The sequence below is a fragment of the Streptomyces sp. NBC_00483 genome, from assembly GCF_036013745.1.
Lineage (GTDB): Bacteria > Actinomycetota > Actinomycetes > Streptomycetales > Streptomycetaceae > Streptomyces.
On the sequence record NZ_CP107880.1, the window covers coordinates 2,902,143 to 2,918,639 of the forward strand.

15 protein-coding genes are annotated in these 16,497 nt (G+C 69.5%); 8 read left to right on the plus strand and 7 right to left on the minus strand.

Annotation, left to right across the window (positions count from 1 at the left end):
* The 4 genes from OHA73_RS12825 to OHA73_RS12840 all read right to left on the minus strand — a co-directional run bounded on the left by OHA73_RS12825 (nt 1) and on the right by OHA73_RS12840 (nt 3,724).
* A complete protein-coding gene (locus OHA73_RS12825; protein WP_266720900.1) occupies nt 1–330 on the minus strand; it encodes a bifunctional 3-phenylpropionate/cinnamic acid dioxygenase ferredoxin subunit in 330 nt (109 codons plus the stop codon).
* Nucleotides 330–1,511 carry a Fe-S cluster assembly protein SufD gene (gene sufD, locus OHA73_RS12830; RefSeq protein ID WP_266720898.1) on the minus strand — a complete coding sequence of 394 codons (1,182 nt, stop codon included), beginning with the start codon at nt 1,509–1,511 and terminating at the stop codon, nt 330–332. Before sufD ends, OHA73_RS12825 begins: the two co-directional genes overlap by 1 nt.
* A 69-nt stretch (nt 1,512–1,580) precedes the next feature.
* Nucleotides 1,581–3,005, minus strand: a complete 1,425-nt coding sequence (sufB, locus tag OHA73_RS12835) for a Fe-S cluster assembly protein SufB (protein WP_266720897.1) — start codon at nt 3,003–3,005, stop codon at nt 1,581–1,583.
* Nucleotides 3,002–3,724, minus strand: coding sequence for a helix-turn-helix transcriptional regulator (locus tag OHA73_RS12840; RefSeq protein WP_327655102.1), 723 nt, complete (start codon nt 3,722–3,724; stop codon nt 3,002–3,004). The genes sufB and OHA73_RS12840 overlap by 4 nt, the downstream gene beginning before the upstream one ends.
* 228 nt (nt 3,725–3,952) lie before the next feature.
* Between OHA73_RS12840 and OHA73_RS12845 the strand changes: the two genes are divergently transcribed.
* From OHA73_RS12845 to OHA73_RS12860, 4 genes are all read left to right on the plus strand, one after another.
* Entirely contained in the window at nt 3,953–4,744 is a 792-nt protein-coding gene (locus tag OHA73_RS12845) for an aminoglycoside N(3)-acetyltransferase (RefSeq protein WP_267070847.1), read from the plus strand.
* A 66-nt stretch (nt 4,745–4,810) separates the two neighbouring features.
* A complete protein-coding gene (locus OHA73_RS12850; protein WP_267070846.1) occupies nt 4,811–5,731 on the plus strand; it encodes an ABC transporter ATP-binding protein in 921 nt (306 codons plus the stop codon).
* A 23-nt stretch (nt 5,732–5,754) separates the two neighbouring features.
* Nucleotides 5,755–6,543, plus strand: a complete 789-nt coding sequence (locus OHA73_RS12855; protein ID WP_266720891.1) for an ABC transporter permease — start codon at nt 5,755–5,757, stop codon at nt 6,541–6,543.
* Nucleotides 6,544–6,641: 98 nt separating this feature from the next.
* A complete protein-coding gene (locus OHA73_RS12860; RefSeq protein WP_267070845.1) occupies nt 6,642–7,637 on the plus strand; it encodes a COX15/CtaA family protein in 996 nt (331 codons plus the stop codon).
* Between the two features lie 25 nt (nt 7,638–7,662).
* Here the strand turns inward: OHA73_RS12860 and OHA73_RS12865 are convergent, their stop codons facing one another.
* The 3 genes from OHA73_RS12865 to OHA73_RS12875 form a co-directional block, all read right to left on the minus strand.
* Nucleotides 7,663–8,757: an amidohydrolase gene (locus OHA73_RS12865; protein ID WP_267070844.1), complete on the minus strand. Its 1,095-nt coding sequence runs from the start codon at nt 8,755–8,757 to the stop codon at nt 7,663–7,665.
* Between the two features lie 94 nt (nt 8,758–8,851).
* Nucleotides 8,852–9,187, minus strand: coding sequence for a hypothetical protein (locus OHA73_RS12870; RefSeq protein ID WP_266720885.1), 336 nt, complete (start codon nt 9,185–9,187; stop codon nt 8,852–8,854).
* A gap of 94 nt (nt 9,188–9,281) precedes the next feature.
* Nucleotides 9,282–10,244: a heme o synthase gene (locus tag OHA73_RS12875; RefSeq protein WP_266725554.1), complete on the minus strand. Its 963-nt coding sequence runs from the start codon at nt 10,242–10,244 to the stop codon at nt 9,282–9,284.
* 391 nt (nt 10,245–10,635) lie between these two features.
* Here OHA73_RS12875 and tkt point away from each other — a divergent pair, with 391 nt between their 5' ends.
* Genes tkt through opcA form a run of 4 tightly spaced genes read left to right on the plus strand, consistent with a single transcriptional unit; the run spans nt 10,636 to nt 16,489 of the window.
* A complete protein-coding gene (gene tkt / locus OHA73_RS12880) occupies nt 10,636–12,723 on the plus strand; it encodes a transketolase (RefSeq protein WP_266720883.1) in 2,088 nt (695 codons plus the stop codon).
* A 34-nt stretch (nt 12,724–12,757) separates the two neighbouring features.
* Entirely contained in the window at nt 12,758–13,876 is a 1,119-nt protein-coding gene (gene tal, locus OHA73_RS12885; protein ID WP_267070842.1) for a transaldolase, read from the plus strand.
* Between the two features lie 4 nt (nt 13,877–13,880).
* A complete protein-coding gene (gene zwf / locus OHA73_RS12890; RefSeq protein WP_327655103.1) occupies nt 13,881–15,416 on the plus strand; it encodes a glucose-6-phosphate dehydrogenase in 1,536 nt (511 codons plus the stop codon).
* Entirely contained in the window at nt 15,413–16,489 is a 1,077-nt protein-coding gene (gene opcA, locus OHA73_RS12895; protein WP_267070841.1) for a glucose-6-phosphate dehydrogenase assembly protein OpcA, read from the plus strand. The genes zwf and opcA overlap by 4 nt, the downstream gene beginning before the upstream one ends.
* Nucleotides 16,490–16,497 lie beyond the last annotated feature (8 nt).

A 16,497-nucleotide genomic window follows, 5' to 3' on the forward strand; every position in this document is an offset into this window, starting at 1 on the left:
TCAGGACTCCTGGGTGAGGGAGGCGGTGACGTCGACGAGGACGTTGCCCCCTTCGATCTGTACGGGGTAAACGGGGACGGGGCGCGTGGCGGGAAGGCCGGACGGCTTGCCGGTGCGCAGGTCGAAGGCGGAGCCGTGCAGCCAGCACTCGATCTGGCAGTCCTCCACCTCGCCCTCGGAGAGCGAGACGTTCGCGTGCGAGCAGATGTCGTTGATCGCGAACACCTCGCCCTCGGTGCGGACGACCGAGACCGGCGTGCCGTCGAGCTCGACCCGCATGGGGGTGTCGCTCTCCAGCTCGCTGAGGTCACAGGCGCGTACGAAGGCCATCAGACCGTGGCCTCCAGCTCGGCCGCGATCTTCTCGAGCAGGCGCTCCTCGATGTCCGGGACACCGATCTGCTGGACCAGTTCGGCGAAGAAGCCGCCGACCACGAGGCGGCGCGCCTCGTCGGCCGGGATGCCGCGGGCCATCAGGTAGAAGAGCTGCTCGTCGTCGAAGCGGCCGGTCGCCGAGGCGTGGCCCGCGCCGACGATCTCGCCGGTCTCGATCTCGAGGTTCGGCACCGAGTCGACCCGCGCGCCGTCCGTGAGGACCAGGTTGCGGTTCAGCTCGTACGTGTCCGTGCCCTCGGCGGCGGCCTCGATGAGGACGTCACCGATCCACACGGCGTGCGCGTTGTCGCCCTGGAGCGCGCCCTTGTAGACGACGTTGGACTTGCAGTGCGGGGTGGCGTGGTCGACCAGGAGGCGGTGCTCCTGGTGCTGGCCCGCGTCCGTGAAGTACAGGCCGAAGAGCTCGGCCTCGCCGCCCGTGGACGCGTAGTTCACGCGCGGGTGCAGGCGGACGACGTCGCCACCAAAGGTGACGACGACCGACTTGAAGGAGGCGTCGCGGCCGACGAGCGCGTTGTGCTGCGCCACGTGCACGGCCTTGTCGTCCCAGTCCTGCACGGACACGACGGTCAGCTTCGCGCCGTCGCCGAGCAGGAAGTCGACGTTGGCGGCGAGCACCGCGTCACCGGTGTGGTCGATGACGACGACGGCCTCGGCGAAGGCACCCAGCTCGATGACCTGGTGGCCGTAGGCGACGCCGCCCTCGCCGTGCACGGCGATCCGGATCGGCTCGTCGAGGACGGTCTCCTTGGGCACGGAGACGACCGACGCCTGCTCGAACGCGGAGTACGCCTGCGCGGCGACCCGGTCGACGGGCTTGCCGGCCTTGCCGACGCGGGCGTCGTCGCGGCCGACCGACTCGACGGTGACGCCGGCCGGGGCCTGGACGTCGACCTTCACGCCGGTGCCGGTCGCGGTGGCGGTGCCGTCGTGCAGCCCGCGCAGCCGCTCCAGCGGCGTGAACCGCCACTCCTCCTCACGGCCGTGCGGGACCGCGAAGTCCTGCACGTCGTAGGACGGGGGCGCGCTCATGCGCGTGGCGACGGTCGACTCGGCGGCGACCGCGATGTTTCCGGTGGTCGTCGACCCCGCCGGGATGTTCTGAGCCTCAGCCATGGCTGTCGTAGTGCTCGCTTTCGGTTACGTAAGTGACGTGATGGAGAAGGCAGTTGGCGGCCCTGGGGGCTAGCCGACCGCGCCCTCCATCTGGAGCTCGATCAGCCGGTTGAGCTCGAGCGCGTACTCCATGGGCAGCTCCTTGGCGATCGGCTCGACGAAGCCGCGCACGATCATCGCCATGGCCTCGAACTCGCTCATGCCTCGGCTCATCAGGTAGAAGAGCTGGTCCTCGGAGACACGGGAGACGGTCGCCTCGTGGCCCATGGACACGTCGTCCTCGCGGACGTCGACGTACGGGTACGTGTCGGAGCGCGAGATCGTGTCGACGAGCAGCGCGTCGCACAGCACGTTGGACTTCGAGCCGTGGGCGCCCTCACCGATCTCGACGAGACCGCGGTACGACGTACGACCGCCGCCGCGCGCCACGGACTTCGAGACGATGTTGGACGACGTGTTCGGCGCCATGTGGACCATCTTGGAACCGGCGTCCTGGTGCTGGCCCTCGCCCGCGAAGGCGATGGACAGCGTCTCACCCTTGGCGTGCTCGCCCATCAGGTAGACGGCCGGGTACTTCATGGTGACCTTGGAGCCGATGTTGCCGTCGATCCACTCCATGGTCGCGCCCTCGTACGCCACGGCGCGCTTGGTGACCAGGTTGTAGACGTTGTTCGACCAGTTCTGGATGGTCGTGTAGCGGCAGCGGGCGCCCTTCTTGACGATGATCTCGACGACCGCGGAGTGCAGCGAGTCCGACTTGTAGATCGGCGCGGTGCAGCCCTCGACGTAGTGGACGTAGGCGTCCTCGTCGACGATGATCAGCGTCCGCTCGAACTGGCCCATGTTCTCCGTGTTGATACGGAAGTAGGCCTGGAGCGGGATCTCGACGTGCACGCCCTTCGGCACGTAGATGAAGGAGCCACCCGACCACACGGCGGTGTTCAGCGACGCGAACTTGTTGTCGCCGACCGGGATGACGGTGCCGAAGTACTCCTTGAAGAGCTCCGGGTGCTCCTTGAGGGCCGTGTCGGTGTCCATGAAGATGACACCCTGCTCCTCCAGGTCCTCACGGATCTGGTGGTACACGACCTCGGACTCGTACTGGGCCGCGACACCGGCGACGAGGCGCTGCTTCTCCGCCTCGGGGATGCCGAGCTTGTCGTACGTGTTCTTGATGTCCTCAGGCAGGTCCTCCCAGGACTCCGCCTGCTTCTCCGTGGAGCGCACGAAGTACTTGATGTTGTCGAAGTCGATGCCCGACAGGTCCGAGCCCCAGTTCGGCATGGGCTTCTTGCCGAACAGCTTCAGGCCCTTGAGACGGAGCTTGGTCATCCACTCCGGCTCGGACTTCTTGGCGGAGATGTCCTTGACGACGTCCTCGTTGATACCGCGCTTGGCAGAGGCGCCGGCCGCGTCCGAGTCCGCCCAGCCGTATTCGTACTTGCCCAGGCCGTCGAGCTCAGGGTGGGCAGTCTCCTCGATGGGGAGAGTCATGCGGGGTTCCTCCCGGCCGTGCTTGCAGATGCGTTGGTGGTCGTGTTGGGGGTGTTCTTGGGGATGAACGTCGTGCAGACCCCGTCGCCATGGGCGATGGTGGCCAGTCGCTGTACGTGAGTACCGAGCAGCTGGGAGAACATTTCCGTCTCCGCCTCGCACAGCTGCGGGAACTGCTCGGCCACGTGGGCGACTGGGCAGTGGTGCTGGCAGAGCTGCTCACCGACCGGTGCGCTACGCGCCGTAGCAGCGTACCCGTCCGCGCTCAAGGCCCTCGCCAGGGCCTGGGCGCGCTCTTCGGGGGCTGCCGCCTCGATCGCCGCCTTGTAGGGACCTGCCTGTGCGGCGATCCGTGCGCGGGCGAAGGAGACGAGCGCCTCGTCGCCGCCGGCCTGCTCCTTGATCCAGCGGAGCGCTTCCGCGGCGAGCTTGTCGTAGGACTGGTCGAAGGCGTCCCGGCCGCAGTCGGTCAGCGCGAACACCTTGGCGGGGCGACCGCGGGTGCGGGCCCCGTAGACACGCTGGTCCCTGGGCTCCACGACCTTGTCCGCTCCCAGTGCGTCGAGGTGGCGGCGTACGGCGGCCTGGGTGAGGCCGAGGCGCGCTGCCAGCTCGGCGACGGTGGACGGGCCGTGGTCCAGGATGGAGCGCGCGACACGGTTGCGGGTGGACCGCTCCCCGGTCGCGAGCTCCTCAGGGACCTCGCCAACGTTTTTCACAACGCCATTGTTGCGTAATTCCTCAGACCCTGACAAGCGCGGCGGTGATCGGCGCTCGGTGCCGTACATCACTTAGGTGAACCTAAGTCATTACGTGCCGTGACCTGCGGAAACGATCTTTGATCGATCGGAACGCAGGTCGGACCGCCTATCGGGCCGCTCATGCGGGAAAGGCCCACGCCGACTAATTCCGTGGCGCCCGGACACCCCCGCGAGGACACTCTCTCCATGCCCACACCCCTCCCGACCGGCCCACTCGTCACGCAGGCGTCCCTCACGGCGGATCTCCGGGCGCTCGGCGTCCGATCGGGCGACACCCTCCTCGTCCACACCTCCCTCAGCAGCCTCGGCTGGGTGAACGGCGGAGCCGTCGCGGTCGTCCGCGCCCTCCTCGACGCGCTCGGTACCGAGGGCACCCTCGTCGTACCGACGCAGTCCGCGGACATCTCGGACCCGGCCGAGTGGAGCCGCCCGCCGGTCCCGCGCGCGTGGTGGGAGACGATCCGGGCGACCATGCCCGCGTACGACCCGGCGAGCACGCCCACGCGGGGCGTCGGCGTCGTCCCGGAGGCCGTACGGACCTGGCCGGGGGCCCTGCGCAGCGCGCACCCGCAGACGTCCTTCGCGGCGCTCGGACCGTGCGCCGCCACGGTGACCGAGGGGCACGCGGTCGACTGCCGGCTCGGCGAGCACAGCCCGCTGGCACGCCTGGAGGAACTGCACGCGCGCGTGCTGCTCCTGGGCGCCGGATACGAGGCGTGTACGGGCTTCCACCTGGCCGAGTACCGCGTCCCGGGCGGCCACGAGGACGCCGGGCGGCCGGGGCCCCACGGCTGGGAACACGTGCGCGAGGTGGCGATCGACTCCGACCGGTTCGACGAGCTGGGCGCCGCCTTCGAGCGCGACACCCCGGTCGTCCGCGGCCGGGTCGGCGCCGCCGAGGCCCGCCTCTTCCCGCTCGCGGACGCCGTGGCCTACGCGGAGAAGTGGCTGCCCGCGCACCGCCCCGCCGCCGTTTGACCGGTCCGCGGCCTTCTTGCGCCCCGCGCGTCCGGGAGCCGCGCCGCGTCCCTAGACTTGCCCACCATGCGAAGTGAGCCAGTCGTCCACATCACCGGTCTGGTGAAGCGGTACGGATCCAAGACCGCGGTCGACGGCCTCGACCTCACGGCTGCCCCCGGCATCACGGCCGTCCTCGGCCCCAACGGCGCGGGCAAGACCACCACGATCGAGACCTGCGAGGGCTACCGCAGGCCGGACTCCGGCACCGTCCGGGTCCTCGGCCTCGACCCGGTCAAGCAGGCCTCCGCGCTGCGCCCCCGGATCGGCGTCATGCTGCAGTCCGGCGGCGTCTACTCCGGCGCCCGCGCCGACGAAATGCTCCGCCACATCGCCAAGCTGCACGCCCGTCCGCTCGATGTGAACGCCCTCATCGAGCGCCTGGGACTCGGCAGCTGCGGCCGCACCACCTACCGGCGCCTGTCCGGCGGCCAGCAGCAGCGGCTCGCGCTCGCCATGGCCGTCGTGGGCCGGCCCGAGCTCGTCTTCCTCGACGAGCCGACCGCGGGCCTCGACCCGCAGGCCCGGCACGCCACCTGGGACCTGGTGCGGGACCTGCGCGCCGACGGCGTCTCCGTCATCCTCACCACGCACTACATGGACGAGGCGGAACAGCTCGCCGACGACGTGGCGATCGTCGACGCCGGCAAGGTCATCACGCAGGGCTCCCCCGAGCAGCTGTGCAAGGGCGGCGCCGAGAACACGCTCCGCTTCTCCGGGCGTCCTGGGCTCGACGTGGCCTCGCTCCTCAAGGCCCTGCCCGCCGACGCCGCGGCCGTCGAGCTCACCCCCGGCTCCTACCGCGTCAGCGGCAAGGTCGACCCCCAGCTCCTCGCGACGGTCACCTCCTGGTGCGCCCAGCACGGCGTGATGCCGGAGAAGATCTCCGTCGAGCGGCACACCCTCGAAGACGTATTCCTGGAAATGACCGGGCGGGAACTGCGCTGATGAGCACGAATGGAGCTGCGCCGATGAGCGCCACCGAGACCCAGCGCGGCACCGGTACGTACGCACCGAGCCCCGGAGCCGCCCCGCTCCCCCGCATGATCGCGACCCAGGCCGCGCTCGAGACGAAGATGCTGCTGCGCAACGGCGAACAGCTGCTGCTCACGGTCGTCATCCCGACGCTGCTGCTCGTGCTGTTCTCGGCGGTCGACATCGTCGACACGGGTTCCGGCAAAGCCGTCGACTTCCTCGCCCCCGGCATCCTCGCGCTGGCCGTGATGTCCACGGCCTTCACCGGCCAGGCCATCGCCACCGGCTTCGAGCGGCGCTACGGGGTCCTCAAGCGGCTCGGCGCCTCTCCGCTGCCGCGCTGGGGGCTGATGACGGCGAAGACGCTCTCGGTTCTGGTCACCGAGGTGCTCCAGGTCGTCCTCCTCACGGTCATCGCGTTCGCGCTCGGCTGGTCCCCGCACGGGAACCCGTTCGCCGTTCTCCTCCTCCTGGTGCTCGGCACGGCGGCGTTCTCCGGTCTCGGTCTCCTGATGGCGGGCACGCTCAAGGCGGAGGCCACGCTGGCCGCGGCGAACCTCGTCTTTCTGCTCCTCCTGGTCGGCGGCGGCGTCATCGTGCCGCTCGACAAGTTCCCCGACGCGGCCCAGTCGGTCCTCGGCCTGCTGCCCATCTCGGCGCTCTCCGACGGCCTGCGGGACGTGCTGCAGCACGGTGCGGCGATGCCGTGGGGCGACCTGGGGATCCTGGCCGTCTGGGCGGTCGTGGGGCTGGGCGCGGCGGGGCGCTTCTTCCGCTGGGAGTGAGCGCGCGGCAGGCCCGCGGGAGCGTAACTTGCGTCACAGATGGCCCAGTTACGTCCCCCTCGTGAAGCCGTGCACAAGCGGCCGCCTACGATGGGCCCGTGCCAAAGCTGACCCCCACCGACGCCGCGCGGGCGCTGCGCAATCCGCTCGCCTTCATCGCCGAGTACTGGACTCCCACTCAGCGGACCGTCCAGCGCGCGGCCATGTCCGCCGTCGTCATGACGGTGCTCATCGTCTGCACCGGCGGCGCCGTGCGCCTGACCGGCTCGGGCCTCGGCTGCCCGACCTGGCCCAAGTGCACCGACCAGTCGCTGACCGCGACGAGCGAGATGGGCTTCCACGGAGCCATCGAGTTCGGCAACCGCATGCTCACCTACGTGCTGTGCGCCGCGGTCGGCTGGGCGATCATCGCCGCCCGCTCGCAGAAGCCGTGGCGGCGCACGGTGACCCGGCTCGGCTGGGCCCAGTTCTGGATCGTGATGGGCAACGCGGTGCTCGGCGGCATCGTCGTCCTGGTCGGCCTCAACCCGTACACGGTGGCGGCCCACTTCGTCCTGACCACCACCCTGCTCACGGTCGCCGTCGTGATGTGGCAGCGCACCCGTGAGGGCGACTCCGAGCCGCGCCCGCTGGTCGGCAAGGCCATCAAGCAGCTGGTCTGGGCCCTGGTCGCGGCGGCGGCGCTGCTGATCCTCGTCGGCACGGTGGTGACCGGCGCGGGCCCGCACGCGGGCGACTCCAGCGACGTCCACCGGATGCCGCTGGACTGGGAGACGGTCGCGAAGGTGCACGCGGTCCTGGCCTGGATCGTGGTGACGCTGACCTTCGCGCTGTGGTTCGTCCTGAAGGCGGTCGACGCCCCCAAGGGCCCGCTGCACCGCACCCGCGACCTGTTCCTGATCCTGCTCGCGCAGGGCGTCATCGGCTACGTCCAGTACTTCACGGACCTGCCGGAGATCCTGGTCGGCCTGCACATGCTGGGCTCGGCGCTGGTGTGGATCGGGGTGGTGCGCGTGGTGCTCTCGCTGCGCGAACGCCCGGTGTCGGAGCCGGATCTCCTGTCGAAGCCGGGCCAGGAACTCTCGGCGGTCTGACGCCCCCGTACGGGTTCGGGAACGCTCAGGCAGCTCCGAGCCCGTACACCCTCCGCGCCGTCCCCGACGCGATCATCCCGGCGACCCGCTGCGCGTCGCTCAGCGACCACGCCCCGTCGGCGACCCACTCCCCGAGCACCCGCCCGAGCGCCTGCCGGAAGAGCCGCGCGCCCACCACATGCAGCTCGGGCAGCCCCTGCGCCCCGGTCGAGAACAGCAGCTTCCCGAACGGCGCCAGCTCCAGGAACTCCGCGAGCAGCCCCGCCGCCCGCGCCCCCGTACGGGCGAGCGCAGGCCCCAGGTCCGCGTAGACGTGCGGGAAGACGCCCGCCAGATGCGCCGCGTGGCGGTGGTACGGGTAGCCGTGCAGCAGCACCACGTCCGTGCCGAGCCCCGCCGTGGCGCGGGCGAACTCGGCGAGCGCCACCGGATCCGTGTGGTCGAGGTCCCCCCAGCGCAGTTGCAGCGGGCGCCCCGATGCGACCGCGACCCACAGCAGGTGCCGCAGCAGCACCGGGTCCCTGAGGGCGCCGCCGACCTGCCGCCCCGCCAGCCACCGCCCCGCCGCGCCGCGCACCTCGCCAGGTCCCGGCGGCTGCGGCTCGAGCGCGAGCCCGTGGCGTACGCCGGCGACCGAGGTGAAGGCGACCGCGCCGGAGGACGCGGCGTGCACCGATTCGGCGAGGTTGGCGAGGAAGGAGTCGACGGTCCCAGAGGTGTCCGCGACCTGCTCCGCGAGGAGTTCGAGGCGGACGATCTCGTGGGCCTCGCTCAGGGCTGCGGAGGCCAGCTCGGCGGGCCCGGTCAGATCGTCGGCGAGACCCGTGTCCACGAGATACGTGGTGATGCCGCTGCCGCGCAGCAACCTGCGCCCCGCCTCGACGACGCCCAGCTCGCGGCGCCTGGCCAGATAGCGGGCGGGCGGACAGTGGGGTTCCAGACCGAGCAGCGGCGGGCACCAGCGGCGCACCGCGAACCCGGTCTGGGTGTCGAAGAAGGTGGTGCCGGGAGCAGGCGGCCCCTCACCCCGGCCGAGGTGGGCCTCGAAAGTCCCGAGGCCCAGCTCCGTACGCAGCACCCCATGGCAGTACTGATCCACGAGGGACGGCGTTTCGATCATCCGGGCTCCCCGTATATGGACCGTGCTCCTACAGTCCTAACGGGTGAACGGGTGTTTGGTGTTGCTCGACATCGGAGCCGCACAAACGCCCGATTCAACCGCCGAGCTGGATGCCCGCCATCCGCTTCCATTCGTACGGGCCCGTCTCGACCTTGGCGGCGAAGTCGCCGTCGAAGTCCTCGTGGACGGTGATGCCCGCCTTCTCGACGGCCTTCTGCGCGACCTCGTACGTCGACGCCACCAGGTCGCCCCAGCCGCCGTCCTCGCCGACGAGCACGATGCGCGTGCCGTGCTCACCGATGTACGCGAGCTGTCCCTCGGCACCGCCGTGCGCCTTGGCGAACGCGCCGATCTGCTGGGCCAGCTTGGCCGCCCGGCGCTCGTCCTTGGCTGCCTTGCGGGGCGCCTCAATCGTCTGAGTCTCTGCCATGGACAGGATGCTACCGACGAGTAGTCAAACAAGCGATAAGTGGGGTGCGTGGCCTGGGCCACGCACCCCACTTATCGAGGACTTCTTATGAAGTTCAGCGCAGGAACGGATCCACCGCGATCGCCACGAACACCAGCGACACATAGGTGATGGACCAGTGGAACAGCCGCATCTCCTTGAGCTTCCCGCCCGTGACCTCGGCCTTGGCGCGGTTCTGCAGACCGTGCGCCTCCCACAGCCAGAACCCGCCGGCGAGCAGCGCGACCGCCGTGTAGAACCAGCCCGTGTAGCCGAGCGGCTGGAGCAGCAGCGAGACCGCCACCATCACCCAGCTGTAGGCGACGATCTGCCTGGCCACGACCTTGTTGGAGGCGAGGACCGGAAGCATCGGAACGCCCGCGCGCGCGTAGTCGTCCTTCACCTTCATGGAGAGCGGCCAGTAGTGCGGCGGCGTCCAGAAGAACATGACCCCGAAGAGGATGACCGGCGCCCACGACATGGAGTTCGTGACCGACGACCAGCCGATGAGGACGGGCAGACAGCCCGCGATGCCGCCCCACACGATGTTCTGCGCCGTACGACGCTTCAGGATCATCGTGTAGACGACTACGTAGAAGAGCAGTGCGCCCAGGGACAGCCAGGCGGACAGCCAGTTCACCGCGAAGCCGAACAGCAGCGTCGAGATCACCGCGAGGGCGATACCGAACGCCAGGCACTCGTTCGGGCTGACCATGCCGGTGACCAGCGGACGCTGCGACGTGCGCTCCATGAGGGCGTCGATATCGCGGTCGTACCACATGTTCAGGGCGTTGGCACCGCCCGCGGAAAGGTAACCGCCGAGGCAGGTGATCAGCACGAGCCGAAGGTCGGGCACACCCTGTTCGGCAAGAAACATCACCGGAACCGTGGTGATGAGAAGCAGTTCGATAATTCGCGGCTTGGTCAGCGCCACGAATGCCTTGACTCGGGCCCCGAACGGCCGCTGACCCCGGCTGCTGCTCGTGTTGCTCGTCCCGAGCGCTCCCGGTGGACGGGATTCGACGGCCGTCACGCACACCCCTGACAGAGACTCCAGCGAGCCCCCGATGCGGACCACTTGATGTGAAGTCCCGGTAAAGGCTCGCGCGTACCACGCCACTCTAGACGTTGCCCATACCCAGCCCTTCGTGGGGGTGGGTCGTGTTGGCCCGCATGCCGTAACGCCCCTTCGGGCCCCTCATTGGAGGCCCCTGCGGATGAGCAATTCCGACCACGGATGAGCCCCCATCTGAGCGGCCGCGTATTCACGTGTCGAAAGCGCGTCGATCCGCGTCAGGAGGCGGATCCGACAGACTCCCGGCAGTCTGGAATGACTCGAAAAAAAGCACGTTCAAGCGAGGGTAGGCTCGACAACGGCTGGTGACAGACGTCACCGGCATGAGACATGTGGAGAGGAGCCCTGACCCAGGGTGAGCACCAAGCCGACCACCACAGACTTCGAGTGGACCGATGTGGACCAGCGGGCCGTGGACACCGCTCGCGTCCTGGCCGCCGACGCCGTACAGAAGGTCGGCAACGGCCATCCCGGTACGGCGATGAGCCTGGCCCCGGCCGCGTACACCCTCTTCCAGAAGGTGATGCGGCACGACCCGGCGGACGCCGACTGGGTCGGGCGGGACCGTTTCGTCCTGTCCGCGGGTCACTCGTCCCTGACCCTTTACATCCAGCTCTACCTGGCCGGCTTCGGCCTGGAGCTGGACGACCTGAAGGCGTTCCGTACCTGGGGCTCCAAGACGCCGGGCCACCCGGAGTACGGGCACACCACTGGTGTGGAGACCACCACGGGGCCGCTCGGCCAGGGTGTCGCCAACGCGGTGGGCATGGCCATGGCCGCCCGCTACGAGCGCGGCCTGTTCGACCCCGAGGCCGCTGCGGGCGAGAGCCCCTTCGACCACTACATCTACGCGATCGCCGGTGACGGCTGCCTTCAGGAGGGCATCTCCTCCGAGGCGTCGTCCATGGCCGGGCACCAGCAGCTCGGCAACCTGATCCTGCTGTGGGACGACAACCACATCTCGATCGAGGGCGACACCGAGACCGCGGTCTCCGAGGACACCTGCAAGCGCTACGAGGCCTACGGCTGGCACGTCCAGCGCGTCGAGCCGAAGGCCGACGGCGACCTCGACCCCGAGGCCGTCCACAACGCCATCGAGGCCGCCAAGGCCGTGACGGACAAGCCGTCCTTCATCGCCCTGCGCTCGATCATCGCCTGGCCCGCCCCGAACGCGCAGAACACCGAGGCCGCGCACGGCTCGGCGCTCGGCGACGACGAGGTGGCCGCCACCAAACGCGTCCTCGGCTTCGACCCGGAGAAGTCCTTCGAGGTCTCCGACGAGGTCATCAGCCACACGCGCGGCGCCCTGGAGCGCGGCGCGCAGGCGAAGGCCGAGTGGAGCAAGCAGCTCGCCGAGTGGCGCAACGCCAACCCGGAGCGGGCCGCCGAGTTCGACCGCATCAACGCGGGCGAGCTGCCGGCCGGCTGGGAGGAGAAGCTCCCTGTCTTCGAGACCGGCAAGGGCGTCGCCACCCGTGCCGCCTCCGGCAAGGTGCTGCAGGCGCTCGGCGCTGTGATCCCCGAGCTGTGGGGCGGCTCCGCCGACCTCGCGGGCTCGAACAACACGACGATCGACAAGACGTCGTCGTTCCTGCCCGCCGGGAACCCGCTGCCGGAGGCCGACCCGTACGGCCGCACGATCCACTTCGGTATCCGTGAGCACTCGATGGCCGCGGAGATGAACGGCATCGCGCTGCACGGCCACACGCGCATCTACGGAGGCACCTTCCTGGTGTTCTCCGACTACATGCGCAACGCCGTGCGCCTGTCGGCCCTCATGTCGCTGCCCGTCACCTACGTGTGGACGCACGACTCCGTCGGCCTCGGTGAGGACGGCCCGACGCACCAGCCCGTCGAGCACCTCGCGTCGCTGCGCGCCATCCCCGGCCTCAACGTCGTCCGCCCCGCGGACGCCAACGAGACGGCGATCGCCTGGCGCGAGATCCTCAAGCGCGGCAAGAAGGAGTACGAGGTCTCGCACCCGCACGGCCTGTCGCTGACCCGCCAGGGTGTGCCGACGTACGAGGCCAACGAGGACACCGTCAAGGGCGGCTACGTCCTCGTCGAGGCCTCCAAGGCCACGCCGGACCTGATCCTGATCGCCACCGGCTCCGAGGTGCACGTGGCCGTCGAGGCCCGCGAGCAGCTGGAGGCCGAGGGCATCGCCACCCGCGTCGTCTCGATGCCGTGTGTCGAGTGGTTCGACGAGCAGGAGCAGGGGTACCGGGACAGCGTCCTGCCGCCCGCCGTGAAGGCGCGCGTCGCCGTCGAGGCCGGGATCGGTCTGACCTGGCACCGCTTCGTCGGTGACGCCGGTCGCATCGTTTCGCTGGAGCACTTCGGCGCGTCCGCCGACGGCAAGGTCCTCTTCAAGGAGTTCGGCTTCACCGCGGAGAACGTGGCAGCCAAGGCCAAGGAATCTCTCGCCGCGGCCAAGCGCTGACGCCCATACACGACCTGTAGGAGATGCAATTTCCATGACAGACGCACTCAAGCGCCTCTCCGAAGAAGGCGTCGCGATCTGGCTGGACGACCTGTCGCGCAAGCGGATCACGTCCGGCAACCTCGCCGAACTGATCGACGAGCAGCACGTCGTGGGCGTCACCACCAACCCGTCGATCTTCCAGAAGGCGATCTCCAGCGGTGACGGTTACGAGCAGCAGCTCGCCGACCTCGCCGCCCGCAAGGTCACCGTCGAAGAGGCGATCCGCATGATCACGACGGCGGACGTCCGTGACGCCGCCGACATCCTGCGCCCGGTCTTCGACGCGACGGGCGGCCAGGACGGCCGCGTGTCGATCGAGGTCGACCCGCGCCTGGCGCACAACACCAAGGCGACGGTCGCCGAGGCCCGCCAGCTCGCGTGGCTGGTGGACCGGCCGAACACGCTGATCAAGATCCCGGCGACCAAGGCGGGCCTGCCCGCGATCACCGAGACGATCGGCAACGGCATCAGCGTCAACGTCACGCTGATCTTCTCCCTCGAGCGCTACCGCGAGGTCATGGACGCCTACCTCGCCGGCCTGGAGAAGGCGAAGGCCAAGGGCCTGGACCTGTCGACGATCCACTCGGTCGCCTCGTTCTTCGTGTCCCGCGTGGACGCCGAGATCGACAAGCGGATCGACGCCCTCGGCACGGACGACGCCAAGGCGGCGCGCGGCAAGGCCGCCCTCGCCAACGCCCGGCTCGCCTACGAGGCGTACGAAGAGGTGTTCGGCAGCGACCGCTGGGCCGCGCTCGACAAGGCGCAGGCCAACAAGCAGCGTCCGCTGTGGGCCTCGACCGGCGTCAAGGACAAGGCGTACAAGGACACCCTGTACGTCGACGACCTGGTCGCTCCCGGCACGGTGAACACCATGCCGGAGGCCACCCTGGAGGCGACGGCCGACCACGGCCAGATCACCGGCAACACGATCGCGGGCACGTACGACCAGTCCCGCAAGGAGATCGAGGCCGTCGAGAAGCTGGGGATCTCGTACGACGAGGTCGTGCAGCTCCTGGAGGACGAGGGCGTCGAGAAGTTCGAGGCGGCCTGGAACGACCTGCTGAAGTCGACCGAGGCGGAGCTCAAGCGCCTCGCCCCCTCGGAGGGCTGATCCCTTGACCGCACACGGAGCGAACAACAATCCGCTCCGTGACGCCGCCGACCGACGGCTCCCGCGCATCGCGGGGCCGTCGGGCCTGGTGATTTTCGGCGTTACGGGCGATTTGTCACGTAAGAAGCTGATGCCCGCTGTTTACGACCTGGCGAACCGGGGTCTCCTCCCGCCCGGCTTCTCGCTCATCGGGTTCGCCCGTCGCGAGTGGCAGGACGAGGACTTCGCGCAGGAAGTGCACGACGCGGTCAAGCAGCACGCGCGCACGCCGTTTCGCGAGGAGGTCTGGCAGCAGCTCATCCAGGGGATGCGCTTCGTCCAGGGCAACTTCGACGACGACGACGCGTTCGAGAACCTCAAGTCGACCATCAACGACCTGGACAAGTCGCAGGGCACGGGCGGCAACTTCGCGTTCTATCTCTCCGTGCCCCCCAAGTTCTTCCCGAACGTGGTCCAGCAGCTGAAGAAGCACGGCCTCGCGGACGCGCCCGAGGGCTCCTGGCGGCGCGCCGTCATCGAGAAGCCCTTCGGCCACGATCTCGCCTCCGCCCAGGACCTCAACGCGATCGTGCACGAGGTGTTCGACCCGGACCAGGTGTTCCGGATCGACCACTACCTCGGCAAGGAGACCGTCCAGAACATCCTGGCGCTGCGCTTCGCCAACCAGATGTTCGAGCCGATCTGGAACCGGTCGTACGTCGACCACATCCAGATCACGATGGCCGAGGACATCGGCATCGGCGGCCGCGCCGGCTACTACGACGGCATCGGCGCCGCCCGTGACGTCATCCAGAACCACCTGCTCCAGCTGATGGCGCTGACCGCCATGGAGGAGCCCGCCTCCTTCGACGCGGACGCACTCGTCGCCGAGAAGGCCAAAGTGCTGGGCGCCGTGAAGCTGCCGAAGGACATCGGCAAGGACACGGTGTTCGCGCAGTACGCGGCCGGGTGGCAGGGCGGCGAGAAGGCCGTCGGCTACCTCCAGGAAGACGGCATCGACCCGAAGTCGAAGACCGACACGTACGCGGCCGTCAAGTTGGAGGTGGACAACCGCCGTTGGGCGGGCGTGCCCTTCTACCTGCGGACCGGTAAGCGTCTTGGGCGTCGCGTCACCGAGATCGCCGTCGTCTTCCAGCGGGCGCCGCACTCCCCCTTCGACCACACGGCGACGGAGGAGCTGGGGCAGAACGCGATCGTGATCCGCGTCCAGCCGGACGAGGGCATCACGGTCCGCTTCGGCTCGAAGGTGCCAGGCACGTCGATGGAGATCCGGGACGTCTCGATGGACTTCGCCTACGGCGAGTCCTTCACCGAGTCGAGCCCCGAGGCGTACGAACGGCTCATCCTGGACGTCCTGTTGGGCGACGCCAACCTCTTCCCGCGCACGGAGGAGGTCGAGCTGTCCTGGAACATCCTCGACCCGATCGAGGGCTACTGGGACAAGCACGGCAAGCCCGCGCAGTACCCGTCCGGCACGTGGGGGCCCGCCGAGGCGGACGAAATGCTCGCACGAGACGGACGGAGCTGGCGGCGCCCATGAAGATCGACCTGACGGACACCACGTCCAGCAAGATCAACAAGGCCCTCGTGAAGGGGCGCCGGGCGATCGGCACCCCCGCCGTCGGCATGGTGCTGACCCTCGTCATCGTCACCGACGAGGAGAACGCCTACGACGCCCTGAAGGCCGCCAACGAGGCCTCGCGCGAGCATCCCTCGCGCACCCTCGTGGTCATCAAGCGCGTCTCGCGCTCCCCTCGCGACCGTACGAAGTCCCGGCTCGACGCCGAGGTTCGCGTGGGCGCCGAGGCGGGCACCGGCGAGACCGTCGTCCTGCGCCTGTACGGCGAGGTCATCAACCACGCCCAGTCGGTCGTCCTGCCGCTGCTGCTGCCGGACGCCCCGACGGTGGTGTGGTGGCCCGTGGACGCGCCGCTGGACCCCGCGAACGACCCGCTGGGCGCCCTGGCCCAGCGCCGCGTCACGGACACGTACGCGGCCGAGCAGCCGGTTCACGAGCTGGAGGCCAGGGCCGAGTCCTACGCTCCCGGCGACACGGACCTGTCCTGGACCCGGATCACGCCGTGGCGCTCCATGCTGGCCGCCGCGCTCGACCAGGTGACCTGCGACGTCACCTCGGTCGAGGTCGAGGGCGAGGAGTTCAACCCGAGCTGCGAGCTGCTCGCGATGTGGCTCGCGGACCGGCTCGACGTCCCGGTGCGGCGCAGCCTGTCGGCGGGGCCCGGGCTCACCGGCGTACGCCTGGAGTCCACCTGCGGCCCGATCGTCCTCGACCGGGCCGACGGCACCCTCGCCACGCTCTCCATCCAGGGCCAGCCGGACCGCGCGGTCGCGCTCAAGCGCCGCGAGACGTCCGAGCTGATCGCGGAGGAGCTGCGCCGGCTCGACCCGGACGACACGTACGCGGCCGCGCTGCGGTTCGGCGTGGACCGGCTGGGCGAGCCCGAGGACCAGAAGACGGTGCCGGAGTCGGTGTCGTCGGCAGCCTCGGCCGCTCCGGCGGCGGCGCCCGCACAGAAGGCGGCCGCGAAGAAGGCACCGGCCAAGAAGGCCCCTGCCAAAAAGGCTCCGGCCAAGAAGGCAACGACGAAGTGAGCGCAGAC